The organism is Gloeotrichia echinulata CP02 (assembly GCA_038087035.1).
Taxonomy (GTDB): Bacteria; Cyanobacteriota; Cyanobacteriia; order Cyanobacteriales; family Nostocaceae; genus Gloeotrichia; species Gloeotrichia echinulata.
Genome location: CP051187.1, coordinates 1,429,249 through 1,456,230, shown reverse-complemented (window position 1 = coordinate 1,456,230; position 26,982 = coordinate 1,429,249). Strand labels below are relative to the sequence as shown.

General features: G+C 39.9%; 9 protein-coding genes. All 9 read left to right on the top strand.

The genetic code is table 11. From position 1 onward, the window contains the following. The first annotated feature begins 88 nt into the window (after nt 1-88). On the top strand, nt 89-6,580 hold the full coding sequence (locus HEQ19_06510; GenBank protein ID WYL99226.1) for an amino acid adenylation domain-containing protein: 6,492 nt from the start codon (nt 89-91) through the stop codon (nt 6,578-6,580). An 85-nt stretch (nt 6,581-6,665) separates the two neighbouring features. After that, complete coding sequence (locus tag HEQ19_06505) at nt 6,666-9,875, top strand: amino acid adenylation domain-containing protein (GenBank protein ID WYL99225.1); 3,210 nt, start codon at nt 6,666-6,668, stop codon at nt 9,873-9,875. Nucleotides 9,876-9,967: 92 nt separating this feature from the next. Next, nucleotides 9,968-17,665 (top strand): amino acid adenylation domain-containing protein, encoded by a 7,698-nt coding sequence (locus HEQ19_06500; protein WYL99224.1) that lies wholly within the window; start codon nt 9,968-9,970, stop codon nt 17,663-17,665. A 97-nt stretch (nt 17,666-17,762) separates the two neighbouring features. Continuing rightward, nucleotides 17,763-18,941: a 2-isopropylmalate synthase gene (locus HEQ19_06495; GenBank protein ID WYL99223.1), complete on the top strand. Its 1,179-nt coding sequence runs from the start codon at nt 17,763-17,765 to the stop codon at nt 18,939-18,941. 54 nt (nt 18,942-18,995) lie between these two features. Further along, complete coding sequence (locus HEQ19_06490; GenBank protein WYL99222.1) at nt 18,996-23,165, top strand: amino acid adenylation domain-containing protein; 4,170 nt, start codon at nt 18,996-18,998, stop codon at nt 23,163-23,165. A 130-nt stretch (nt 23,166-23,295) separates the two neighbouring features. Next, a complete protein-coding gene (locus tag HEQ19_06485) occupies nt 23,296-25,317 on the top strand; it encodes an ATP-binding cassette domain-containing protein (protein WYL99221.1) in 2,022 nt (673 codons plus the stop codon). 431 nt (nt 25,318-25,748) lie between these two features. Beyond that, nucleotides 25,749-25,892 carry a microviridin/marinostatin family tricyclic proteinase inhibitor gene (locus tag HEQ19_06480; protein ID WYL99220.1) on the top strand — a complete coding sequence of 48 codons (144 nt, stop codon included), beginning with the start codon at nt 25,749-25,751 and terminating at the stop codon, nt 25,890-25,892. Nucleotides 25,893-26,425: 533 nt separating this feature from the next. Continuing rightward, nucleotides 26,426-26,566, top strand: a complete 141-nt coding sequence (locus HEQ19_06475) for a microviridin/marinostatin family tricyclic proteinase inhibitor (protein ID WYL99219.1) — start codon at nt 26,426-26,428, stop codon at nt 26,564-26,566. Nucleotides 26,567-26,680: 114 nt separating this feature from the next. Next, complete coding sequence (locus HEQ19_06470) at nt 26,681-26,830, top strand: microviridin/marinostatin family tricyclic proteinase inhibitor (protein WYL99218.1); 150 nt, start codon at nt 26,681-26,683, stop codon at nt 26,828-26,830. Nucleotides 26,831-26,982 lie beyond the last annotated feature (152 nt).

Genomic DNA, 26,982 nt, shown 5'->3' with positions numbered 1-26,982 from the left:
AAAAGAAAATGGCCTCTGAGTCCTATTTCACAGAATTAAACCTTCAAAGGCCATTATTTATAATCATCATCATCAAAATATCTAGCTTATGTTGAAACAATGTATTCATCAGTTATTTGAAGCCCAGGTGGCGCGAACTCCGCAAGCCATAGCTGTGGAATTTGGAAACAAGCAACTGACATACCAAGAATTAAATATTAAAGCTAACCAATTGGCGCATCATTTGCAAAAGTTGGGGGTAGGGGCTGAGGTACTAGTGGGAATTTGCGTTGAGCGCTCCCTAGAGATGATTGTCGGTTTGTTGGGAATTCTCAAAGCTGGAGGAGCATATCTTCCCCTAGATCCTGTCTATCCAGCCGAACGCTTGAACTACATGGTGCAAGATGCTCAAATTTCGGTGTTGCTTACCCAACAAAAATTATCTACTTTAATACCTGAATATTCAGGGACAATTATTTATTTAGATAGCCAGCAAGATGAAATTTTTAACGAGAGCATACACAATGTTGTTAATAAAGTAGAACCCAATCATCTAGCTTATGTAATTTACACATCAGGGTCAACGGGAAAACCCAAAGGGGTAATGATTGAACATCAATCATTGGTAAACTTTAACCAGATAGCAATCGCTCAATATAAAATCTCTGCGTGCGATAGAGTTCTTCAGTTTAGCTCGATGAGTTTTGATGTATTCGTAGAAGAAATCTATCCCTGCTTGAGTTGTGGTGCAACTTTAGTGCTACGAACTGAGGAAATGATCAATTCCGTCGCCTCATTTGTACAGCAATCTCAAGATTGGCAAATAACCCTATGGGATTTACCCACAGCTTACTGGCATTTGTTAGTAAATGAATTAACTATTAGTCAAATAGCATTACCCGCATCATTACGCTTGGTAATTATTGGCGGAGAACGGGTACTACCAGAAAAAGTTAGAATGTGGCTCAAGTATGTGGGGGATTTCCCTGAGTTAATTAATAGCTACGGTCCCACTGAAACAACGGTTGAAGCGACTATTTGCTCTTTATCTAATTTGAATACAATTCAACTAGAAAGAACAGAAATTCCTATTGGTAAACCGATAGGCGATAATATCCAAATTTATGTCTTAGATCAAAACCTGCAACCAGTTCCGACTGAAACAATAGGAGAAATATACATCGGGGGTGCTGGACTAGCACGAGGGTATTTGAACCGCCCAGAATTGACCACAGAAAAATTTATTAAAAATCACTTTAACAATTCAAAATTATATAAAACTGGTGATTTAGGGCGATATTTACCAGACGGGAATCTAGAATTTTTAGGACGCATTGATAATCAGATAAAATTTAACGGCTTCCGAATTGAATTAGAAGAAATTGAATCCCTCCTCAATCAACACCCCCAAGTCTCACAAAGCATAGTTATTCTTCGTGAAGATGCTCCTGGAAACAAACGTCTAGTAGCTTATGTTGTCTACCATCAAAGGACGGAGATTAACTCCACAACTCTGCAAAGCTTCCTGAAAAACCAGCTACCTAGTTACATGGTGCCAAGTGTCTTTGTTTCTTTAGACACTTTACCCCTCAATCCCAATGGGAAAATTGATCGCCAAGCACTTCCCATACCTGATATTCAAGAAACCTTTATTGCACCGCGTAATTTACAAGAAGAAACTCTTGCCCAAATTTGGAGTAAGGTTTTTGGTGTGGAACAGATTGGCATTGATGATAATTTTTTCCAACTAGGTGGACATTCGCTAATCGCCACGCAAATTGTGTCTCGGATACGGGATGTTTTTCAAGTTGAATTATCTTTTAGACAACTGTTTGAAAACCCGACAATTAACGACTTAATTAAGGTAATTATCCAGCAACAGCAATTACAACAGTCATCACCCATAGCCAAAATTACGCCAATTCCTAGAGAAGGTTATTTACCTGTTTCTTTTGCCCAAGAACGGGTATATTTCATTGAGCAATTAGCCCCCTCCATGACTGCTTACCAATTTCAAGAGAGTTTGCGGATTAGGGGAAATTTAAATATACCTATCCTGGAGGAAAGTCTCAGCGAAATTTTGCGTCGTCATGAAATATTCCGGACTACGTTCCCGGCGGTAGAGGGAAAGCTGGTACAAGTAATTCACCCTCCCAAATCTGTGAAATTACCAATTATTGACCTGCAACATCTTCCTAAATCAGAGCAGGAAACGGAATTAGAGAGATTAACAGAAATTGCGGTTCAAAAGCCTTTTGATATTAGTCAATTACCCTTAATTCGTTGGGAATTATTAAAGTTAAGCAACCAAGAACATGTATTAGTTCATGTTGAACATCACATGGTTCATGATGGTTGGTCATTCAATTTATTTTTGCGAGAATTATTAACATTATATCAAGCCTTTTCTGAAGGAAAACCGTCACCCCTAGCTGAACCCGCACTCCAGTTTGCAGATTTTGCCAATTGGCAAAGACAATGGGTGTTAACAGAGCCAGCACAAGCCCAACTGAACTATTGGCAACAAAAATTAACTGGTAGTCCCCCTTTATTAGAATTACCATTAGATCGCCCACGACCAGTAGAGCAAACCTACCAAGGTGGAATGCTGCGGATGGAACTTCCCCTCGATGTCTGCGAAGCCCTGAGAAATATGGGTCGTCAAGAAGGGGTGACGTTATTTATGAGTATGTTTGCGGTTTTCGTGACCATGCTCTACCGCTACACAGGAGAAGAAGACCTTTGCGTGGGATCTGGAGTCGCTAATCGTCGTTGGCGGGAGACAGAAGGGTTAATTGGCATGATTGTCAATAACATCGTCCTACGCACAGATGTTTCTGGCAACCCCACCTTTCGAGAGCTTCTGGCTCAAGTGCGTAATGTTACCTTGGAAGGTTACGCCAACGAAGATTTACCCTTTGATAAGGTCGTAGAGGCACTTAAACCAGAAAGAAATCTCAGTTACAATCCTCTATTTCAGGTGATGTTCAGCTTCCATGATGCTCTTTTACCTAATTTGAATCTACCTGGGTTGAGTATTAAACAGCATGAGGCACTCAACAATAAATCAGCCAAATTCGATCTTGATGTTGTTGTTATGCCTCGTTTTGAACAACGAGTAGGGCGCAATTCCCAAGAAGAAGTCAAAGGAATAGAAACAGAGGGCATAACTCTTGTTTGGGAATATAACAGTGACCTATTTAATGCTGCCACCATTGAGCGGATGATGGGTGAATATCAAACATTATTAGAAGGGATTTTAGCTAACCCTAATCAGCGAATTTCCCAATACACCCTACTAACAAAAGAGCAGCAGCATCAATTATTAGTTGACTGGAACGAGACTAAAAAAGCTTATCCCGCCAAGAAATGTATTCAACAATTATTTGAAGAACAGGTAGCCAAAACTCCAGATGCAGTAGCAGTAATATTTGAGGAGCAAAAACTTACATATCGGGAATTAAATGAACAAGCTAACCAACTTGCTTATTACCTAAAAAAGTTAGGAGTAAAACCCGATGTATTAGTCGGAATCTGCATTGAGCGCTCCTTAAATATGGTAGTGGCACTATTAGGAATTCTCAAAGCTGGGGGTGCTTATGTACCCTTAGACCCTGCCTATCCAGCCGAACGATTGAGCGATATAGTTAATGATGCTCAACTACCGATTTTGGTAACGATGGAGCAATGGGCAAGCATAGAAGCCGATCATCATCTGGAAATAGTTTGTTTAGATGCCCAAAAGGCTTTAATTTCTACTCAAAATCGAGAAAATCCTGACCATGAAGTAGCAGCTAATAACTTAGCCTATGTTATCTATACATCAGGTTCCACAGGCAAACCCAAAGGGGTGCTAATTGAACACCATTCCTTGGTTAATTTTACTCAAACAGCCTTCGCCGAATATCAACTGAAACCAAAGGATAGGGTTCTCCAATTTGCCTCAATTAGTTTTGATGCTGCTGCAGAAGAAATCTATCCTTGTTTAAGTTGTGGTGGAACTCTAGTGCTGCGTACTCAGGAAATGTTGCAGTCTGTCTCAGCATTTATACAGCAGTCCCAAGATTGGGAATTAACAGTATGGGATTTACCAACAGCTTATTGGCATTTGCTAGTGCATGAATTAGCCAGTGGTAATTTATCATTACCTAAATCATTACGACTGGTAATTATTGGTGGAGAACGAGTCCTAGCAGAAAAAGTAGAAATGTGGCATCAATTGGTGGGACATTATCCTCAGTTGGTTAATAGTTATGGACCGACTGAAACAACTGTAGTTGCCACTTTATCCCCATTATTAGATAATGTTCTCAATCGTCAGGAAATTGCGATTGGAAAACCTATTAGTAATGTGCAGGTATATGTATTAGATAAATACTTGCAACCTGTCCCCATCGGAGTACCGGGTGAACTTCATATTGGCGGTGCGGGTGTGGCGCGGGGTTATTTGAATCTTCCAGAATTGACTACAGAAAAATTTATTCCCAATCCTTTTGAGAAGATAGAAGAAAGTAGATTATACAAAACTGGGGATTTAGTCCGTTATCGACCTGATGGGAATCTCGAATATCTGGGGCGGATGGATTCTCAGGTAAAAATTCGTGGTTTTAGGATTGAACTTGGTGAGATTGAAACAATTTTAAATCAACATTCCCTGGTGCAGCAAGCTGTCGTGATTGCTCGTGAAGACATTCCTGGAAATAAGCGTCTCGTCGCCTACATTATTAGCAATCAAGAACAATTCCAATTTGATGAAATCCGCCAATTTCTCAAACAGAAGTTACCCCCATACATGGTTCCTTCTGCCTTCGTCTCATTAGATCAACTACCAATGACTCCTAATGGTAAAGTAGACTATCGTGCTTTACCTATCCCAGATACTTCTGACAAAAATTTAGAGGTAGGATTTGTTGTTCCTCGGACTCCCACAGAAGAGAAATTAGCAGCAATTTGGGCTGAAGTCTTGAGACAAACAAATATCAGCATTCACGACAATTTCTTTGAATTAGGTGGTGACTCTATCATCAGTATTCAGATGATTTCTAGAGCCAATCAAGCAGGATTACAACTAACTCCAAAACAACTATTTCAGTATCAAACAATTGCTGAGTTAGCCACTGTTGTAGGCACAACCCGTAAAATCAAAGCTAATCAGGGTTTAGTCACAGGTTCAGTGCCGCTAATACCTATCCAGCATTGGTTTTTTGAGCAGAGTTTACCGGATGCTCATTACTTTAACCAGTCAGCTTTGTTAGAGATTCCATCAGGAACAAAACCGGACTTATTAAAACAAGCGGTGCAACAATTATTATGGCATCACGATGCTTTGAGATCGCGCTTTGTACCCGAAAGCTATCCTCCGAAACATATTATTGATGCACCCCTAGAAACAGTTCCTTTCACCATTGTTGATTTCTCAGAAATTTCTCCCCAAGCACAACAAACTGCAATTAAAACTAAAGAGGCTGAACTTCAAGCTAGTCTCAATTTGTCATCAGGAGAAATTGTCAGAGTTGCGTTGTTTAACCTGGGAATCAATCAACCAAGTCAACTCCTATTTGTGATTCATCACCTAGTGGTAGATGGCATTTCCTGGCGAATTTTGCTGGAAGATTTAGCAACAGCCTATCAGCAACTTGTCCGGGGTAAAGCAATCAATTTACCAGCGAAAACTACTTCTTTTCAAGAGTGGGCACATCAGCTAAAAGCATATAGTCAATCAGAAACATTAGGCAGAGAAATTGATTACTGGTTATCTCAGTTTGAGGGAAATAGTGCTTCTTTGCCAATAGATTACCCCCTAGAAAAAGAAAGCAATGCCTTAACATCAAGTAATTCTGTTACCCTGTTTTTGAATGAAGATGAAACCCGCGCCCTGCTGCAAGATGTCCCCTCGGCTTACAATACACAAATTAACGATATTTTATTGACTGCTTTAGTCCAAAGTTTTAGCCAATGGACAGGGGAGAAATCCTTAATTGTTGATTTAGAAGGACATGGACGAGAAGACTTATTTGAAGATGTAGATTTGTCCCGTACCGTCGGTTGGTTTACGACTTTATTCCCGGTGAAATTAGAAGTGAGTTCTGTTAATCAGTTAGAAGAAACTTTAAAATTAGTTAAAGAACAACTGCGTCGCCTACCTAAACATGGTATTGGTTATGGTATCTGGCGATATTTACATCTAGATGGGGAAATTCACAGTAAATTCCCTAATTTACCCTCAGCAGAAGTAAGTTTAAATTATTTAGGTCAATTTGACCAAGTACTTTCTGCATCGGCGATGTTGGGAGCCGTTAAAGAGTGGAAATCAGAGCAAAGTAGGAGAGGAAATCGCAGCCATATATTGGCAATAAGCGGATTAATTCAGTCAGGAAAGCTAGAAATGGACTTTGCTTATAGCGAGAAAATTCACAAGCGAGATACCATTGAAAAGTTAGCTTTAGGATTTATGGAAGTATTAAGAAGCCTGATTATTCACTGTCAATCAAAAGAATCACCAGGCTATACGCCTTCTGATTTTTCAGCAGCTAAACTCAATCAGAAACAGCTTGATAAATTCCTAGCCAAAATCAGCAATAACAACACAAAGAATAAATAAAAATATCCCATTCCCAATCCCCAATCCCCAATCCCCAATCCCTGGTCACTGAGCGGAGCCGAAGTGCAATCCCCAAGAGGTAATTATGCAAAATATCGCAGACCTTTATGAACTTTCACCGATGCAACAAGGGATGTTGTTTCATACCATTTATGAGCCAAAATCGGAAGTTTATTTTGAGCAGTTGCTTTGCATTGTCTCTGGGGAATTGAATTTTTCTGCTTTCCAGCAAGCTTGGGAAAAGGTTGTGGCGCGACACCCAGTTTTACGCAGTTCATTTTATTGGGAGGAGATAGAAAAGCCCTTGCAAATGGTGAGTAAACAGGTGGATATTCCGTGGGTGAAACTGGATTGGCGGAATTTAACACACGATGAACAAAAACAGCATTTAGAGGATTTTTTGTCAGGCGATCGCCAAAAGGGATTTGATCTGAGTGTTGCTCCCCTAATGCGCTTTACCATCATTGAGCTAAAAGAGCAGACCTACCAATTTATTTGGAGTCATCATCATATACTTTTTGATGGCTGGTCGATGCAGATTATCCTCAAAGAAGTTTTAGCTTTCTATGAAGCGCATCAGCGAGGCGAACAATTACACCTCATACCATCAGTCCCTTATCGAGAATATATTGATTGGTTACAAAAACAGGACATTTCTAAAGCAAAGAGCTTTTGGAAACAAACTCTCCAGGGCTTTGAAACTCCTACTTTTCTGGGAGAAAACAGAGAAGAAGGAATATATAATGAGCAACATTTCCAATTATCTCAAACCGTAACCGAAAAATTGCAATATGCGGCTCGACAGCACCATTTAACTTTGAATAATTTGGTACAAGGAGCATGGGCGTTACTACTTTCCCGCTACAGTGGAGAAACGGATGTAGTTTTTGGTGCGACTGTATCGGGTCGTCCACCGACACTTGAAAAAGTAGACTCGATGGTGGGGCTTTTAATCAACACCCTCCCTATAAGACTACAAGTTAGTGGAACAACGGAATTATTACCCTGGCTGAAGCAATTACAAGCCCAAGCATTTGAGCAGGAACAGTATGCTTATTTTTCCCTAGCAGAAATTCAACAAATGAGTGATATTCCGACCGGGATGTCACTCTTTGAAAGTATTTTAGTATTGGAAAATTATCCGCTAGATTCGGCTGAAAATGCAACCAGAAAAACTTTAGAATTTAGTCATTTTCGTTGTATTGAACGCACTAATTATCCTCTGACGGTAGTGGTTAATCCTGAATCACAATTGTCTGGCAGAATGATTTATGATAGCAGTCGCTTCGAGAAACAGACAATTGCCCGCATGATTGGACATTTCCAAACATTGCTATCAGGAATAGCAGCTAATTTACAACAATATATTTCTCAATTATCTTTATGCAGTGCAGATGAAGAAAAACAATTAATTCTGCTAGAAAATCAACAACAAATAGATTCTATTAATTACAAATGTATTCATATTTTATTTGAAGAACAGGTAGAAAAAACTCCCGATACTATAGCAGTTGTTTATCAAAAGCAACATTTAACATATCGGGAGTTGAATAATCGCGCTAATCAATTAGCCCATTATTTAAAATCATTAGGAGTTAGACCCGAAGTTCGAGTCGGAATTTGTGTCGAACGTTCCCTAGAAATGGTAATCGGAATACTCGCTATTCTCAAAGCTGGTGGCGCTTATGTTCCCCTAGATCCCGCTTATCCTTGCGAAAGACTGGCGTTGATGTTAGAAGATGCACAAACACCCATTTTGCTAACACAAACCCATGTATACGATAAGCTACCAATCCATAATCAAACCGTAGTTAATCTTGACTCAGATTGGGAAAAAATTGCCCAACAGAGGGAAGACAATTTACACAGTGAAGTTAATCCAGAAAATTTAGCTTATATCATTTATACGTCTGGCTCAACGGGAACGCCAAAAGGCACAGAAGTTCCCCATCGTAGCTTGATTGGTTTTATGTTTGGGGTCGATTATATCCACCTTGATGCAGAACAAATTTGGCTACAACATTCATCGATTTCTTGGGATGCACTAACCCTAGAACTTTGGACACCATTGCTTTACGGTGGGCGTTGTGTACTTTATCCAGAAAAGATTCCGACACCATTCGGCTTAAGTCAGATTATTCAAGAACAAAAAGTTAACATCCTCTGGCTAACTTCCGCCTTCTTCAATGTGATGATTGATACAATGCCAGAAGGTTTGTTAGGCGTTAAACAATTGTTAATTGGCGGAGAATCTCTTTCTGTAGATCATGTTCGTCGTGCCTTAAAATTATTACCAGAAACGCAGATAATTAATGGCTATGGTCCTTCAGAATGTACAGTTTTTACCTGTTGTTATCCAATTCCCAAAGAACTTGCTGAAAATCTCCATTCAATTCCTATTGGAAAACCCATTGGCGATAGGACAGTTTACATACTAGATGAGAATTTACATAGAGTTCCCATTGGCGTTACTGGGGAACTCTATGTAGGTGGGGCGAGTGTTGCTAGAGGTTACTTAAATCAATCAATATTAACCCGTGAAAGATTTATTCCTAATCCTTTTGTTGAGGGAGATACCCTTTACAAAACCGGAGATTTAGTCCGCCGTCTTCCTGATGGAAATCTGGAATTTATCGGTCGATTTGATACACAAGTTAAGATTCGCGGTTTTCGCATTGAATTAGTAGAAATTGAAGCGATTTTAATTCAACATCCTGACATCCAACAAGTGGTAGTGATGGCGCGGGAAGATGAATTAGGGAAGAAACTTTTAGTAGCGTATCTGGTTGCACAAGATAATTCACTAACTCCTGTTACCTTGCGAAATTTAATCAAGAAAAAGTTACCAGATTATATGATTCCTACTGCTTTCGTATTTCTGGAAGCATTACCCCTAACTCCTAATGGTAAAATCAATCGCCGTGCTTTACCTGCTCCTGATACTACGCAAAGAAATCTAGAGGTTGATTTTGTTGCTCCTCGCACGGCTACTGAGCAAGAATTAGCCACTATTTGGGCGGAAGTTCTTAAAGTCAAACAGGTGGGAATTCACGATAACTTTTTTGAGTTAGGAGGACATTCGTTACTTGCTACTCAAGTGATTTCTCGACTGAGAGAAGCCTTTTCTCTAGAATTTCCTCTGCGTTATTTGTTTGAAAATTCAACCATTGCTGAACTGAGTCAAACAGTAATTGCTCAACAGATTGAACAAGCAGAAAATGAAGCCCTAGCACAGATTTTAGGGGAAGTTGATCAATTATCAGATGAAGAAGTGACGCAGCAATTGCTTTCTTGAGTATTAAATTAGTATTCCTTTTTATTTCTCTGTGTTCTCTGTGTCTCTGTGGTTCAATTCAAAAAAAATAATTTCCGACAACAATAAGTATTATGAGCGATCTACTAAAACGTCTTGAAAATCTTTCACCAGAAAAACGAGAATTAGTCCTACAAAAACTGAAAAAACAACAGCAATCTCCACTCCTCACACCCATATCGCGAGAACAACCTCTTCCTCTCTCCTTTGCTCAACAAAGACTGTGGTTTCTCGACCAACTAGAAGGCGAAAATTGTGTCTATAACATCCCGTTTTTCTGGCAAATTAACGGATTTTTGAATATACTTGCTTTAGAACAAGCCATCACAGCAATTATTCAACGTCATGAAGTCTTACGCACCACATTCTGTGTTGTCGATGGGTCGCCAATACAGGTGATTCACGCTCATCCTCAACTGACAATGCAAGTGCTAGACTGGCGAGAATTGACAGAAAAAGACCAGTTAAGCAAAGCGCAGCAGTTAGCCACAGAAGAATTACAACAGCCCTTTGACTTATCAAACCCACCTTTGCTGCGGGTAAAATTGTTGAAACTGGCTGACCAATCCCATTTACTGTTGCTTGTCATCCATCATATCGTTTGTGATGGCTGGTCAATCGAGATATTCCGCCGGGAATTATTAACTCTTTATACCACATTTTGTGCCCAAGAACCATCTCCTCTACCCGAATTATCGCTGCAATATGCAGATTTCGCCCATTGGCAAAGACAATGGTTACAGGGAGAAGTACTGCAAACCCAACTTAATTACTGGCAAAAACAATTAGCTGAAGTCCCACCTCTGTTAGAATTACCCACAGACAAACCACGCCCATCAGTGCAAAGCTTTAGGGGACGTAGTGAATTTTTGCAACTCAATCAAGATTTAACACAGAAGCTAAAACGCTTGAGTCAGGAGTTAGGAACTACCCTGTTTATGACTTTACTGACAGTATTTACGCTGTTACTGTCGCGCTACAGTGGACAAGAGGATATTGTTGTTGGTTCGGCGATCGCCAATCGCAACCGTTGTGAAATAGAACCACTGATTGGCTTTTTTGTTAATACCCTAGCTTTGCGTACCAACCTACAAGGGAATCCCACTTTTAAAGAATTACTTGAACGAGTCAAGCAAGTAACTCTGGATGCTTATGACCATCAAGATTTACCTTTTGAGAAACTGGTTGATCAACTGGGATTAGAGCGCTCGCTTTCTCATCATCCTCTATTTCAAGTTGCTTTTGGCTTAGAAAGTGGAATCAAAGATAAATTAGAAACCAATGGATTAACTTTGACCTCTTTTAGTTGGGAAAACACCACGACTTTGTTTGATTTGTCGCTGATTTTTCGCGAAATTCCTCAAGGGTTAATAGCAGAATGGGAATATGCAACTGATTTGTTTGAAGCTCAAACTATCCAACGGATGGTACAACATTTTGAAGTGCTGCTGAAGCAAATTATTGCTCATCCGAACCAACCAATCAATAATCTATCCTTGCTGACAGAGGATGAACGTCAGCAACTACAACACTGGAATCAAACTCAAACTGATTATCCCCAAGATAAAACTTTAGTTGACCTATTTGAAGCACAAGTTACTTTAAACCCTAATAATATTGCTTTGGTGTTTGAATCCCAAAGTTTAACTTATCAACAACTTAATCAAAAAGCTAATCAATTAGCTCATTATTTAATTCAAAATTACCAAATTCAGCCAGATACTTTAATTGGTATCTCTGTTGAACGGTCTTTAGAAATGATAATTGGTGTACTCGGTATCCTCAAAGCAGGTGCTGCTTATGTACCGATTGACCCGAATTATCCCCAAGAACGGATTGAGTTCATGTTGGAAGATTCTGGGATATCGGTGTTACTAACTCAAAGTTTCCTATTAGATAAATTACCCTCATTTGAATTGGTACACCCACTTCAGGTAATTTGTTTAGATGACGAAACTTTTACCGCAGGGTCAAAAGAAAATCCCAGTCCCAAAACTACGCCTGATAATTTAGCTTATATAATATATACTTCTGGTTCAACGGGACAACCTAAAGGGGTGATGATTGAGCATCGCCCAATTGTCAATTTAGCTTTAGCCTGGGCTAAAATTTTTGAAGTTCAATCCCAAAGCCGTCTGCTTCAGTTTGGTTCTTTTAGTTTCGATTTGTCTATTGGTGAAATTGCGACTACCTTTGTCACAGGTGCTTGCTTGTATCTTGGTAAAAAAGAAAGCTTGTTACCCAGTCAAGTCTTAGTTGACTTCTTAACTCATCACAAGATTTCCCATAGTTTTTTATCTCCTTCCGCCTTATCAATCTTACCTCAAGCGACCTTACCAGATTTGCAATGTCTAACCGTTGGTGGTGAGGCTTGTCCAGCAGAATTGGTGGAACAGTGGGGAAAAACACGAAGTTTCTTTAACTGTTATGGTCCGACGGAATCGACGGTTATTGTCAGTATATCTCGTTGTGAACCGAATGGCAAAAAGCCCTCTATCGGTCAACCTATAGCTAATAACAGTATATACATTTTAAATGCTCACAATCAACCATTACCACCAGGTATTCCTGGAGAATTGTGTATCGCTGGGGTTGGTTTAGCACGGGGTTATCTTAATCGTCCCCAAACTACCGCCCAAAAATTTATTGAAGTAGAATTATTTGGTAAAATCGAGCGAATTTATAAAACTGGTGATTTAGCAAGATGGGGTAATGATGGCAATTTAGAATACCTAGGACGCATTGATGAGCAAGTTAAATTACGGGGCTTTAGAATCGAACTTGGTGAAATTGAATCACTCTTATTGCAACATCCATTAGTTAAAGAAGCTGTTGTAATTTTATATAAAACTGATAATAATCCCAGATTATTAGGCTATATCACAGAGGCAGAAGAATCCGTCAATTTAGAGGGTGAAATTAAGGAATACCTGAAAAATCGCCTGCCGAATTATATGATTCCTAGCCAGATTATAGTGTTAAACCAGTTACCTCTTACTCCCAACGGTAAACTAGATCGTAGAGCATTACCAACACCAAACATAGCCACCTCATCTCACTTGGAAATTCTCGTAACTCCCACAGAAGAACTACTGGCTATTTTATGGCAAGGTTTATTAAAAGTTAACTCTGTTGGTCGCCTTGACAACTTCTTTGAATTGGGTGGACATTCCCTGTTAGCTACTCAATTAGTTACCCGAATTCGTGATAGTTTCGGTGTAGAATTACCTGTCCGCAAGATATTTGAGCAAAGCGTTTTGTCTGAGTTAGCGAGGGAAATTGACGCTAGGGGCACAAGGACTATAACCCCTAATATCACACTACAGCCAGAAAATCAACCCAAAACTCTGTCCTTTGCTCAATCAAGACTTTGGTTTATCGCCCAGCTTGAAGGTACAGGAACCTCAGCTACCTACAATATGCCGATCGCATTCCAATTTGACGGCAACCTAAATGTAGAGGCTTTGCGGTTAAGTTTAACTTATTTGCTGCAACGTCATACAAGTTTACGCAGTTATTTCCCTCCCTTGGAGGGAGAACCGCAAGTAGTAGTGAAAAATGTAGAAGATATCGAAGTGCTGGCGATTGCAGACTTACAAGCACTCGATCAAAAGACCCAAGGGGAAACTGTACAACGGTTAGCCGATACCCATGCTCAAGAACCCTTTGACTTAAATACTGGACCGTTATTCAAAGCCAAACTGCTACAACTGAGCCAACAGAAAAATGTGCTACTGATTAATATACACCATATTATCAGTGATGGCTGGTCAATGGGTGTGTTTAAGCGGGAATGGGAACAGGCTTATGCTGCTTTTGCTGCAGGGGATACTCCCAATTTGTCACCCTTGCCAATTCAGTATAGCGATTATGCAGCTTGGCAGCGCAATTGGTTACAAGGGGATATCTTAGAAAATCAGGAAAATTACTGGAAACAACAACTCAATGATGCACCCCGCTTGCTTACCTTACCTACTGACCATCCCCGTCCCGCACAACAAAGTTACCAAGGTGGACACGAGGAATATTGTTTGAGCAGGGAACTGACGCAGCAACTCAAAATCGTCAGTCAAAAACACGGTGTGAGTTTGTTTATGACCCTGTTGACCGCTTTTAATATTTTACTCTCGCGTTACAGCCGTCAAGAGGATTTATGTGTGGGTACGGCGATCGCTAACCGCACCCATAGCGACACAGAAGGGTTAATCGGCTTTTTTGTCAATACTTTAGTATTGCGGAGTAAAATCCAGCCAGAGCAAAGCTTTAGCGAGTTACTCCCACAAACTCGCCAAACTTGCTTAGATGCTTACGCTCATCAAGACATTCCCTTTGAGTATTTAGTAGAACAATTACAACCAGAGCGTAGTCTCAGCCATAACCCCTTATTCCAAGTGATGATGGTGTTGCAAAACACTCAAGAAGCCGGTAAAAATGTTAGTTTACCAGGGCTGGAGCTTCACTACTTAGAGCAAAATTATCCCTTTGCTAAATTTGACCTAACACTTGACCTTTGCGAAAATGGCAACCAACTATACTGTACGTGGGAATATGCCACAGATTTATTTGAGAGAGAAACAATTCAACGCATGGCGAGACACTTTGAAGTCTTGCTGACAGCAATTACCCAAAATCCCCAACAGCCTATCAGTAAATTGCCCTTGATGACAAGAGCAGAAATCCAGCAATTGCGAAGTTGGAATCAAACCGACATCGATTATCCCCAAAATCAGACATTGATGACTCTGTTTGAACAACAGGTAGCACAAACCCCCGATAAAATTGCGGTGGTGTTTGAAGATCAAAGCCTGAGTTATCAACAACTCAACCAAAAAGCTAATCAGCTGGCGCATTATTTGTTAGAACTCAAAACAGAGCAACAATTACCTGATAATCCATTGATTGCGATTTGTGTGGAGCGATCGCTATCAATGATCATTGGCTTGTTTGGTATTCTTAAAGCGGGTGGAGCTTATGTACCAATTGATCCGAATTATCCCCAAGAACGCATTCATTTAATGCTCGCAGATAGTAATGTTTCTGTATTACTAACAACAAACCCCATCAAAAAGCAACTTCCCCTAGAAAAATTAAAAAATTCCTGTCAACTCCTATTTCTCGATGCACAAACATGGGTTGATCAGCCAACAAATAATCCCCATCAACCAAGTAAACCTGATGATTTGGCCTATGTGATTTATACTTCCGGTTCCACAGGGCGACCTAAAGGTGTCGCCATTGCACAATCTAGCCCGGTAGCTCTGGTAAAATGGGCGCATTCAGTCTTTAGTGCAGAACAACTTGCAGGTGTCTTAGCATCAACCTCAATCTGTTTCGATCTGTCCATCTTTGAAATTTTTGTCCCCCTGACTCAAGGTGGTAGCGTCATTGTGGTGGAAAATGCACTCTACATTGAGCAAGCACGTCAAAGTCCTGTACCAATAACTTTGATTAATACTGTGCCGAGTGCTGCTGCTCAACTCCTGAATATGAATGCTATTGGGTCGAGTGTGCAAGTAATTAATTTAGCCGGTGAACCATTAAAAAATCGTCTGGTACAGGCTTTATATCAAACCACATCGGCGAAGGTAGTTTATAATCTGTATGGACCCACTGAAGACACAACTTACTCTACATTTACAAAAGTTGCCAAAAATGTCCAAGATGAACCAACTATCGGTCAAGCGATCGCCAACACTCGCATTTATATTTTAGATCACTACAATCAACCCCTTCCCCCTGGTATTCCTGGACAACTCTGCATTGCAGGTGCTGGTTTAGCACAGAGTTATTTGCATCGTCCTGAAATTACCGCCGAGAAATTCCTGGAAATTGAATTATTCGGTAAAACTGAGCGAATTTATCACACTGGCGATTTAGCCCGTTGGCTACCTGACGGTAATCTGCAATATTTAGGTCGGATTGATCACCAAATCAAACTTCGTGGTTTCCGCATTGAATTAAGTGAAATAGAAGCAACTTTAGTCAAACACCCACAAATTCACGAAGCTGTTGTCATAGTACGCGAAGAAACTGATTTCGATCAACGTCTAATAGCCTACATTGTGCCAACCGGGACAGAGGATGAATATATTCAAGGTGAACAAGTGGAATTATGGCAACAAATTTTCAATGATGCGTACCATCAACCACAAAAACCAGAAGATGATCCTACCCTGAATGTGGCTAGTTGGAATGATAGCTATACGGGAAAACCATATCCCCAAACTGCGATGCAAGAATGGCGTGATACAACTGTAGAACAAATTCTAGAACTTGCACCAAAACGGGTTTGGGAAATAGGTTGTGGTACAGGAATGTTATTGTTTAAAATTGCACCACATTCTCAAAATTACCTGGTTACAGATATTGCAGCAGCCGGGTTAAATTATATTGAACAACATCTTGAACAACAGTCTCTGCAGGACAAAGTTACTTTAAAACAAAGTGCAGCCAACCAGTTTGATAGCTTTAAAACCAATGATTATGACTTGGTAATTATGAATTCGGTAATTCAGTATTTTCCCTCCTTGGATTACTTCTTATCAGTAATTGAGGGGGCTATTAATGCTGTGACGACGCGGGGAGCAATTTTTATTGGAGATGTGCGAAATTTCGATTTATTAGAGGCTTTCCACACTGCAGTTGAATTTTATCGCGCCGCCGATGAATTATCAATCCAGGACTTGCGCCAACAGATTCAAAAAAGCATCAGCACCGAAGGCGAATTACTGATTGCTCCTAATTTCTTTATCGCCCTCAAGCAAAAATTTACTCGGATTACTCAGGTGCAGATTCAATTGAAACGGGGTTATGCTCAGACGGAAATGAGCCGTTTTCGTTATGATGTTATTTTACACTTGGATCAAACAGATATCCCCATCGCCGAACCTCAATGGTTAAATTGGCCAGACCAACAGTTGAACCTAGAAACTATCGAGAAAATTTTAACAATTCAGCAACCAGATTTACTAGGCATTAAGGATATTCCTAATGCTCGTCTGACCTCTGAAATGGCACTTTTAACAGCTATTGATCAATTAGATGGTACTGTTTCCCACTTAAAAACAGCAGTTGTTCAAGGTGAATTGGGGGTCGAACCCGAAACATTCCGGGCTTTAACGCTAGATTTGCCCTATACGCCTTTTATACAATATAGCTCCACAGATTTTTGCTGTTACGATATAATTTTTCAAAAGAATATCCCTGGAAAAGTGACCATTCCCAGGTTTAATCAAGAGCATAATTGGCGACTTAATTCCTGGCAAAATTACGCCAATCAACCGTTACAATATCGCACCAATCAAATTGAACCAGCATTATTAGAAGAATGGCGAGATTTTCTGGCGAAAACTCTCCCCGAATATATGATTCCCAGCCATTTTATTGTCTTAGAAAAACTCCCATTGACACCAAATGGTAAACTAGACCGCAAAGCTTTACCCACAGCAGATAGAGCAGTTACAGTCACAGAAATTGAATTACCTGTAACAACAACCGAAAAATTGCTAGCCGAATTATGGACAAAGCTACTGAAATATGAAGCCATAGCCCGACAAGATAACTTCTTTAATTTGGGGGGACATTCCCTATTAGCCACCCAATTGTGCTACCGCATCCGCGACAAATTTAAGGTAGAACTACCACTGCGTCTAGTATTTGAGTATCCCATACTCAGAGAATTAGCGAATTATATAGATACCTGCATTTGGGTGAATTATGACGCAACAAATATACAGCCTTTAAACTCAGACGAAGAGGAAATTGAGCTATGAACCAATTAATACCTAAAAATGATAGTAATTCTGCTAAGTAAGTCGGCGCGAAAAAACAAAACTATAGTCCCACTTAATTGTAAACTGGTATCAAACAATGGAAACTCTTCCAATCAAAATTTCCGATGAAACTCTACGGGATGGACAACAACAAGTAGGCATTTTCTTCTCTTATCCAACCAGACAAAAAATTGCCCATCTAATTGCTGAAACAGGTGTTCATGAACTTGCTATCATGCCATGTGTTTGTGAACAAGAAGCAGAGCTAGTCAAATCATTAGTATTAGAGGGATTGGATGATCTAATCGCTGCTTCTACAATGATGGGAAAGCAGTACATTGACCAAGCGAAAAACTATGGAGTTAAGCGCATTATTCTGTTCCATGCTGTTTCTGACAGACTAATGTTTCTGCGAAATCCCCAAATTCGCCTCATGAGTGAATTTCAAGGGAAAACCATCGATGATGACATCCCACATCAGGTAATCAATAGAATTCGCCAAAATGCTATTGATGTAATTGGGAAAAATTTACACTACGCTACAAAGGTCGCCGGACTCACAGTAGATTTCGCTGCTGAGGATGCTTCTAGATCTGATTTTGACTTTTTAGTGCAATGTATCCGCTCTTTTAGCCCTTATATCCAGCACTTCCTACTCTGTGATACGGTGGGAGTTCTGAATCCAGAAAAGAGCTATATCTGGGTTAACGAGCTTCTCCAATCTACAACAGGAGTACCATTGGGGGTACATTACCACAATGACATGGGTTTGGCTTTGGAAAATACTCTCCAGTCTCTCATGGCGGGAGCGACCATAGTATCGGGAACATTTTGTGGTTTAGGAGAGCGAGCCGGAAATGTTGCTATTGAGCAGGTGTTAAATGGACTACGAGTTCGTTTTGGTATTGAAGTCAGTGGGATTAACTATGATGCGATCGCCGCAGTGACTGATTACATTGAAAAATTGGGAGTCCGTCCCGCTTCCCCCTACTCTCAAGCCGCTCAACGACAGCAATCAGGTATTCACGTCAATTCTTTGTTATTCGATCCCAAAAGCTATGATGCTTTTCCTCACAGCACCATAAACATTATTTTCGGTAAATGGAGTGGAGCCAGTAATTTCCAATATTTGTTTGAAAAACAACTGCACAATCCCCAACCCAGAGAGCAATACGAGAAAATGCGCTCTGTGATTAAATCTTTGGCTACAGAACAAGAAAGTTATTTTACCGCAAATGAAGTATTAGATTTATGGAAAAATGGGGCTTTTAAATAATCCTAAATAATTCGTGCCCCCTGATTTGCTAGAACGAAGAGGAATATTAAAATTATGTCACGAAAAGAACCATTAGTTTCTTTAATGCTGCGTTTGCAGAACATGGGCTGCAAAATTTGGGCTGAAGATGATAAGTTACGAATTCGTGCTAGCAAAAATGCCCTAAATTCTGAACTTAAGCAAGAAATTCAACACAACAAAGCAGATATTCTCGCCTTTTTGAAAGCTGCTCAGACGCAAGCTTTCATCACCGAAGAAATTCCCACTTTAAGTGCTGACTCTCCCAAAGTTCTGTCCTTTGCTCAACAACGCCTCTGGCTATTAGCACAACTCCAAGGGTCATCAGCTACTTACAATATGCCGATAGCTTTACAACTGGACGGAAACCTAAATATTGATGCCTTACACTCCAGTTTGGCTTATCTGCTAAATCGACACGAGAGTCTTTTGATGTATTTTCCCACAGTGGCGGGACATCCCCAAGTTGCATTGGGGACTGGGGAGAGTTTTAGTTCAATACCCAATCCCGAAGGACAAAATATTCAAGATTTAATCGATGCTCATGCTCAAGAACCCTTTGACTTAAATACTGGCCCTTTATTTAAAGCCAAACTGCTGCAATTGCAAGAGCAGAAATATGCGTTGCTGATCAATATGCACCACATTATCAGTGATGGCTGGTCAATGGGGGTGTTTGTCCGTGAATTACGGCAAATTTATACCGCCTTTGCTCAATGTCAAACCCCAGACCTTGCTCCTTTACCTATTCAATACAGTGACTACGCAGCTTGGCAAAGAAACTGGTTACAAGGGGAGGTATTAGAAAACCAGATTAATTACTGGAAACATCAACTCCAGGATGCTTCGCCATTACTGGAATTGCCTACCGATTATCCCCGGAAAGCACAACAAAGCTACCGAGGCGATCGCTATACCTACTCTCTCACGCCAGAATTAAGTGCTGCTGTTAAAATCTTCAGTCAACAACAAGGCGCAAGTCTATTTATGACCTTGTTGGCAACTTTGAGTATTCTGCTGGCTCGTTACAGTCGTCAAAACGACCTGTGCATTGGTTCTCCCATTGCCAACCGTACTCATACCCAAACTGAATCATTAATCGGCTTTTTTGTCAATACCATTGTGTTGCGTACTCAAATCAAGCCTGAGCAAAGTTTTATCGAGTACCTACAACAAACTCGCCAAACTTGTTTAGATGCTTATGCTCATCAAGATATCCCCTTTGAGATTCTGGTAGAAAAATTACAACCAGAACGCAGCATGAGTCATCATCCATTATTCCAGGTAATGTTTACCCTAGAAAATAATGAAAGTCCAGACCTGAGTTTACCAGGATTAGAGATTGAATGGCTCGGATTAAGTTATCCAGTTGCTAAGTTTGACTTAGCTCTGATCGTGATGGAATATGACAATCAGTTAAATTGCTCTTGGGAATACGCTACCGACCTCTTTGAAGAGGGTACTATCCAACGGATGGTGGAACATTTTGCAGTTCTGCTGAAGGGAATTATTGCTCATCCTCAAGAACCGATTTATACTCTACCGTTGATGACAGCAACGGAACTGCTACAACTACAACACTGGAATCAAACTCAAACTGATTATCCTCAAGATAAAACTTTAGTTGACCTATTTGAAGCACAAGTTACTTTAAACCCTAATAATATTGCTTTGGTGTTTGAATCCCAAAGCTTAACTTATCAACAACTTAATCAAAAAGCTAATCAATTAGCTCATTATTTAATTCAAAATTACCAAATTCAGCCAGACACTTTAATTGGTATCTGTGTTGAACGGTCTTTAGAAATGATAATTGGTGTAATCGGAGTTACTAAAGCTGGTGGTGCTTATGTACCGATTGACCCCAATTATCCCCAAGAACGGATTAAGTTCATGTTGGAAGATTCTGGGATATCGGTGTTACTAACTCAAGATTTACTATTAGAGCAATTACCCCTATCTCAACTGGAAAACTTTCCTCAAGTAATTTGTTTAGATCAGGATAATTTTGCCGACAATTTAACAGAAAATCCCAGTCCAAAAAGTAAGCCTGATGATTTAGCTTACGTCATCTACACCTCTGGTTCTACTGGAAGACCCAAGGGGGTAATGATTGAGCATCGAGGACTTGTCAATCTAACTTTGGCGGTTGAGCAAATTTTGCAAATTCAACCCCAAAGCCGTTTACTTCAGTTTGCATCTTTCAGTTTCGACGCCTCAATTTGGGAAATTGCTACTGCTTTATCCGCCGGTGCTTGTTTATATCTTGCTAAAAAAGAAGCTTTGTTACCCAGTCGTGACTTAGTGAAATTTTTCAGCGATCGCAAAATTTCCCATGTCACTTTACCGCCCTTAGTCTTATCCCTATTACCCCAAGCAACCTTATCTGATTGGCAAATTTTAGTTACTGCTGGTGAAGCTTGCTCAACAGAATTAGTTACCCGGTGGGCAAAGGAACGGCGTTTTTTTAATGCCTACGGACCAACAGAATCTACGGTTTGTGCAAGTATATCTCTTTGTCCAGCCAATGGCAAAAAACCAAGCATTGGTAAACCTTTACCTAATATCCAAATCTATATTTTAGATGCTTACAATCAACCATTACCGCCAGGTATTCCAGGAGAATTGTGTATCGCTGGGGTTGGTTTAGCACGGGGTTATCTCAATCGTCCCCAAACTACCGCCGAAAAATTTATTGAAGTAGAATTATTTGGTAAAACAGAACGAATTTATAAAACTGGTGATTTAGCAAGATGGGGTAATGATGGCAATTTAGAATACTTGGGTCGGATTGATAAACAAGTTAAATTACGGGGATTTAGAATCGAACTTGGTGAAATTGAATCAATCTTATTGCAACATCCATTAGTTAAAGAAGCTGTTGTAATTTTAAATGAAACTAAGAGCAACCAAAGTTTAATTGGCTATGTAACGGGAATTGCTGATGGTTTGTCTAACGAATTGAAAAATCATCTCAAATCCTGTCTACCCGATTACATGATTCCTGCTCAGATCATTGTATTGGATGAGTTACCTTTAACCCCCAATGGCAAAATTGACCGTAATGCTTTACCTGTTCCCAGTGGTGGGGTTGAAGGCTCATCTGTAGCCCCACGCAACGAAGTAGAAAAACAACTAGCATTTGTTTGGTCTGCTGTACTTGAACGTCAAGATATTGGGATTTATGATAACTTTTTCGACCTGGGCGGACATTCTTTATTGGCGGTGAAATTGCTTAATGATATTCAGCAGATTTTTGAGCAAAAACTTTCCTTGAGCAGTTTATTTCAAAATCCTACTATTGCTCAACTAGCAGAACAACTTGGTAATACTAAAGTTGCACATTCCTATCCCGATTTACTGTTACTCCAACCCCAAGGAAATGCAACCCCTCTATTTTGTCTACCTGGCGCAAACGGACACGGATTCTATTTTCGAGATTTGGCAATTAATTTAGGAAATGAACATCCAGTATATGGATTGGAAACTCCAGGAAGAGATGGCTCTACTCCACTCCCTAAATCAGTAGTATCCCATGCAAGTCAACTGATTGAGCTATTACATCAACAGCAAGCTAAGAGTCCATATATATTAATAGGATACTCTTCAGGTTGTGCTGTTGCTTTTGAAATGGCTTACCAACTGGAACAGCTTGGTGAAAAGATGGGTTTACTCGCTATTTTAGACGCTGGATTAGTTTCTCACCCTGAATATGTAACTAATAGGGTAGAGATTGATTGGATTTGGCAATTACTCCAACGGATTGAAGCTTTAAAGGGAGTTTCTTTCGGTTTAGAATACGCTGATTTAGCTGCTAAAGCTAACGATCAAGCACGTTGGAATTTGGCAGCAGAGTATTTATACAAATATAACGTATTACCGGAACACTCCACCATTTCTTTACTTAAAATAAATATGCAAGTGATGAAAATGCTGACGCTAAATTACGCGAATTATCAGCCTAATTATCGAATTTCTGCCCCGATTGTTTTATTCCGCGCCCAAGAAGTTCATGAAATTGTTTTACAAGAACTCCAAGCTATTTCCAATTACGATCTACCCGATTGGGGATGGAAAGCCTATAGTCAAAAGCCTATCAAGGTGATTTCAGTACCTGGAAACCACGGTCAAATGCTCTATGAACCCAATGTCAAACTATTAGCCACACAATTACTATCTTTGATAGTAGATGAAGGAGAAGTCTAATGGAAACCATTTAATCAAAAAAAGCGAGCTTTTGTGGATTTATGCCAAAATCGGCTTAAGGATGTAGTCAATATATTAAAATATCAAAGTTATTCAGTCAGCCTCAAGAGCCTCAACTGATTTTTACAACATGCAATCCAAAACTTTTCGCGATCAACCGTTAAAGAATGATTCTACAGGGTCCGGTGTTAATCAATTGTGGGAGAACGTCAGAGCGATCGCCGGTCCTTATTGGTATCCAACTACGCCAGGTATCAGAGCATTTTCCGACGTGATTCGTGCATGGGGAATGCTCCTGATCCTGATATTATTAATCATCGCACTTGTGGGCGTAACTGCTTTTAATAGCTTCGTCAGCCGCTATTTAGTCGATGCGATTGTTGAAGAAAAAGATTTTACTAAATTTGTTGATACTTTATTGGTTTATGGTGTTGCCCTTATTTGTGTAACACTCTTGGTAGGAATTTCTAAATTTGTCAGAAAACAAATTGCTCTTGATTGGTACGAATGGCTCAGTAATCAAATTTTAGCCAAATATTTTAGCAATCGAGCTTATTATAAAATAAACTTTAAATCTGATATTGATAACCCAGATCAACGTCTAGCTCAAGAAATCGAACCCATTCCCAGAAATGCTCTCAGTTTTTCAGCCACTTTCTTGGAAAAAGTGCTGGAAATGGCGGTTTTCTTGATAATTGTCTGGTCAATTTCTCAATTTGTTGCAAGTTGTTTGATTGCTTATACTCTTATAGGTAATGTGATTGCTGTTTACTTGACTCAAGAATTAAATAAGATTACTCAAGAGGAACTTGAATGTAAAGCTGACTACAATTATGGACTGACTCATGTTCGTAATCATGCTGAATCAATAGCTTTCTTTCGGGGAGAAAACCAAGAATTAAATATAATTCGACGAAGACTTAGTAATCTCCTGAACAGTGCGAAACGCAAAATTAATTGGGAAAGAAATCAGGATATTTTTAGCAGAGGATATCAGGCTGTTATCCAAATATTTCCATTTATAGTACTCGGTCCTTTACAGATTAATGATGAGATTGATTTTGGACAAGTTGGCCAAGCCAGTTTAGCTTGCAATCTTTTTGCTAATGCTCTCGCAGAATTAATCAATGAATTTGGAACTTCTGGACGATTTTCTAGTTACGCTGAACGTTTAACTGAGTTTGCGGATGCACTGGAAGCAGTCACCAAACAACCAGAGAAAGTGAGTACTATTAAAACAATAGAAGAAAACCATCTCGCTTTTGAGAATGTCACTTTACAAACCCCCAACTATGAACAGGTGATTGTCGAAAATTTGTCACTTTCTGTTCAATCTGGAGAGGGTTTATTAATTGTTGGCCCCAGTGGTCGAGGGAAAAGTTCTCTATTGAGAGCGATCGCTGGTTTGTGGAACGCTGGAACTGGTCGTCTGGTGCGGCCTCCCCTTGAAGAAGTTTTATTTTTACCCCAACGTCCTTATATAATCTTAGGAACTCTCCGCGAACAGTTAACATATCCTAACCCAAATCGTCAAATTAGCGACGCAGAAATCAAAGATATTTTGCAACAAGTTAATCTACAAAACTTACTCAGTCGAATCGATGGCTTTGATAAAGAAGTTCCTTGGGAAAATATATTATCTTTGGGAGAACAACAACGTCTTGCATTTGCACGACTTTTAGTTACTCATCCTAGCTTCACTATCTTAGATGAAGCAACCAGTGCTTTAGATTTAAAAAATGAAGGAAATTTATATCAACAGTTACAAGAGACAAAAACAACATTTATTAGTGTTGGACATAGAGAAAGTTTGTTTAATTATCATCAATGGGTTTTGGAACTATCACAAGATTCCACTTGGCAACTTGTGACTGTGGAGGATTATCGGATTCAAAAAGGAAAAGAAATTGTCATTAATCCCCCCAATAATCATGAAAATACAATAGATATTTTACCCAATAACGAATCTCAAAATCAATCAGAAATAGCCACTATCATAGGACTTTCTCATAAGGAAATGCAAACATTAACAGGCTCTACCATTAACAGCATCAGAAGCAAGGCTAACCTTGGGAAGTCGATTACTACTAAGGATGGCGTTACCTACCGCTATGACAAAGACCCGAAGCTGTTGAAATGGGTGAGAGTTTAGCGACTGAAGAAAAGCAGAGGGCACAGATAGGGAAGAAAAAGTTCTCTCTATAGTTCAGTTATTTCAGAAATAAAATCGGATTACTATAGGGATTATATTTGATTTTTGACATAGGTCTAAGGTGGGCTATGTCACCAGTTTTCACGCGAATACATCAACTCTAAATCAAAGAATACAACTCGACCATAGCCAGACAAAAATTCTTTCTGGCTATGGGAATTTTGTCATGCTTGCTAATTCGTTTTACCTCGTTTTGTTAAGTTAAATAACTGTCTAAATTTGCTTAAGTTTCTTAAATTCTACTTGCTTTTAAACTAATTTATTGCTATACCTTTAATAGGTAGCAAAAATTCCCTCAAGGAAAATACACCTGCTACCAAAAAAGTCGAATCAGAAAATATCCAAATCGACAACTATCAAGGAATAATACCATGTCTAACAACACAGTCAAAGCATCTGATATCAAAGCAGTGCCATTCTTCGCTCGCTTCTTGGAAGAGCAAGTTGCACAAGCTGCAGATAATGCTCCTTACGCACAAACAAAGAAATGGCCTTCCGATTGGGAAGATATCTAAACTGAGTTAGCCGCAGCAAAAAAGAGTAGTTTTCAGTGACTTGCTCACCAAAGTCCTCGCGCCGTGGAAGCCCCTGGCTTTAGACATGGGGGTAAGGCGCAGGCGATTTCAATCGCTGTCACATTATCGCCTTGGGGTTGTTGCATTCGGTGTACTTTTGTTTTGTACTTTCAACGGGACAGTTACCGTTTCAAACTTTACAACCCTGTACGCATAATGTTTTGCTCCATTCGCGCAGCGTGGCGCAGCCAAGAGCCTCCCTTGCGGGGTAATGTTAGCTTCGACAATGTTAGAGGTCGGTAACTATCCAAACGACACTGGTTTAACCCCGTTAAGCCTGTTTAATCGTCTGGTTCTAGAGCAAGGAACTAGCTACGCATTCCTTGGTAGGTCTTTAACTCTTGCCTCTAACGTAGTTCAGTTAAGAACTTAGTCTGGTCAGATTAGGGCTTTTTTCAAGCCCACGCCTTTAGGCGTGGGGTTTCTGACTGAAACCTACTCCCTGTTATCAACAACTATCAAGGAATAACACCATGTCTAACAACACGGTCAAAGCATCTGATATCAAAGCAGTGCCATTCTTCGCTCGCTTTTTGGAAGAGCAAGTTGCACAAGCTGCAGATAATGCTCCCGCATATACTTATAAATTTCCTTCCGATTGGGAAGATTCCTAAATTGAGTTAGCCGCAGCAAAAAAGAGTAGTTTTCAGTGAGCAAGTCACTGAAAACTACTCCCTGTTATCAACAACTATCAAGGCATAATACCATCAATTCATAGACAAAATTCCATGTCAAGCAAAATCGTAAAAGCATTGGATAGCCAAGGGTTGCCATTTTTTGCCCGGTTCTTGGTGGAAGAAACGCCTCCATCCCAGCCAGAAAATACTCCCCCCCCAATCTATACTTTTAAGTATCCTTCAGATTGGGAAGACTGCTAAATTGTAGTCAGGAGACGCCTAAAGAATCTCGCGCAGAAATTGCCTTAACCTGACTCCGTACGTTTTGGTGAAAAAATAAAAATGTGTAGGTTTTGGTTTGTTCCTCAACCCAACCTACCATTGCCGATTGTGCAAGTCCTGATTAAAACCAG

Coding starts and splice junctions, on each gene's coding strand:
- HEQ19_06480 (WYL99220.1), top strand. CDS start 25,749: ATGTCTAACAACACAGTCAAAGCATCTGATATCAAAGCAGTGCCATTC.
- HEQ19_06510 (WYL99226.1), top strand. CDS start 89: ATGTTGAAACAATGTATTCATCAGTTATTTGAAGCCCAGGTGGCGCGA.
- HEQ19_06495 (WYL99223.1), top strand. CDS start 17,763: ATGGAAACTCTTCCAATCAAAATTTCCGATGAAACTCTACGGGATGGA.
- HEQ19_06485 (WYL99221.1), top strand. CDS start 23,296: ATGCAATCCAAAACTTTTCGCGATCAACCGTTAAAGAATGATTCTACA.
- HEQ19_06505 (WYL99225.1), top strand. CDS start 6,666: ATGCAAAATATCGCAGACCTTTATGAACTTTCACCGATGCAACAAGGG.
- HEQ19_06470 (WYL99218.1), top strand. CDS start 26,681: ATGTCAAGCAAAATCGTAAAAGCATTGGATAGCCAAGGGTTGCCATTT.
- HEQ19_06475 (WYL99219.1), top strand. CDS start 26,426: ATGTCTAACAACACGGTCAAAGCATCTGATATCAAAGCAGTGCCATTC.
- HEQ19_06500 (WYL99224.1), top strand. CDS start 9,968: ATGAGCGATCTACTAAAACGTCTTGAAAATCTTTCACCAGAAAAACGA.
- HEQ19_06490 (WYL99222.1), top strand. CDS start 18,996: ATGTCACGAAAAGAACCATTAGTTTCTTTAATGCTGCGTTTGCAGAAC.